The sequence below is a fragment of the Pseudoalteromonas sp. OOF1S-7 genome, assembly GCF_022347765.1.
Lineage (GTDB): Bacteria > Pseudomonadota > Gammaproteobacteria > Enterobacterales > Alteromonadaceae > Pseudoalteromonas.
In genome coordinates, this window is the sequence record NZ_JAKRFZ010000044.1 from 1 (window position 1) to 1,491 (window position 1,491).

The 1,491-nt window shown below is 42.3% G+C and carries 1 protein-coding gene and 1 pseudogene; both read left to right on the forward strand.

What is annotated here, in order from left to right; all coding sequences use genetic code 11:
- Positions 1–187: 187 nt before the first annotated feature.
- Positions 188–1,171, forward strand: a complete 984-nt coding sequence (locus MHN33_RS23720) for an IS30 family transposase (RefSeq protein WP_239401947.1) — start codon at positions 188–190, stop codon at positions 1,169–1,171.
- Between the two features lie 49 nt (positions 1,172–1,220).
- Positions 1,221–1,454: pseudogene (locus tag MHN33_RS23725) on the forward strand (hypothetical protein); the annotation flags it as partial.
- Between the last annotated feature and the right edge of the window lie 37 nt (positions 1,455–1,491).

Genomic DNA, 1,491 nt, shown 5'->3' on the forward strand with positions numbered 1-1,491 from the left:
CGGTCATGATAAGCCTCTGCCGATGAATGAACGCTAAGCTGATCGCCCAGCGCATTGTAGATATAATCCAGAGTTTGGTTATTATTGTCTACCACCTGAACAGTCTGACCAATGGCATTGCTATGTGGCTATGTTCTAAATTGAAGTGCACCACTATAGTTTAAGTTAGCTATGTTGGAGGTGCAAAATGGGTCAAAAATATTGTCATTTGAGTCATCAAGAGCGGAAGCTTATTTTTAATTGGTCTCACTATCAGGATAAAACGATACGTGAAATTGCACGTTTACTAAATCGCTCTCATTCCACTATTAGTAGAGAGCTCAAAAGGAATATCTATGACTATTACGTGCCAACATACTATCCAAATCCAGCTCATGATATGTACAAGGCCAGGATGAGTAAGCGTGCTCAACGTGAAAAGCTGAAGGCTTCTGAAACACGGCTGTATGTCTTAGATAAGCTAAGGAAAGGCTGGTCCCCTCAGATTATATCAGGACGCCTCAAGCTTACTAATGAAGCCCCCTATGTATGCCATGAATCAATCTATCAGTTCGTTTACAGTTCGCCTCCTGAACTCATAGCGTGCTTGGCTAGAAAACACAAAAGGCGTAGAAAAAAGTATCCATCACGTCGATATAGCAAAAAATGCTCAATGAAAACAAGCATCCTGAAACGGCCAACATTTATAAATGAGCGCTCTCAATTAGGCCACTGGGAGAGCGATTCCGTAGTATCTAAGCACAAGAAATCGGCACTGAATGTCATCATAGAAAGAGCAACACGGCTAGTGCATATAACCAAGCTAAGCTCCAAGAGTGCATTAGTAACAAGCAATGCAATAATAAAGCGCCTAAGTTCACATCCCGCCGGATTTGTTCAATCGATTACTTATGACAATGGGTCTGAAAATGCCCAGCACATAAAGATAAACGGGACATTACAATGTGATTCTTACTTTTGCCAGCCTTACCATAGTTGGGAAAAAGGAGCTGTTGAGCAGATAAATAGCCTAATTCGAAGGTATCTGCCAAAAGGTACTGATTTCTCAACTGTAACCCACAAACAGATTCAAGAAATAGAGCATAATTTAAACTCAAGGTCCCGGAGGTGCCTTGATTACAAAACTCCATTTGAAATCTATAATGAAAAAGTTGGTGCACTTCCAAGTTGAACCTGCCTACAGTCTGCACGCCAAATTTTAGGTGGCTATCCATGTAACACACCTGCGTAAGCAATTAATCCACGGTGCGCGCACTGTGGTCACGCATGCACATAAAAAAGACGACGATTTAAATCGCTGGATCAGCACCTTGAAAGAGCGAGTTGGTATAAATAAAACCATTGTGGCCACTGCCCACCGGCTAGCCAGGTTGATGTGGATACTACTACAGAAAAATGAGCCGTATCAGCCACAATATACACAATCGGGGGCGACACAATGTATCAAGGTTTAGGTTGTCAGGTGAGCTCGGAGCAGACAAGGGTCATTGA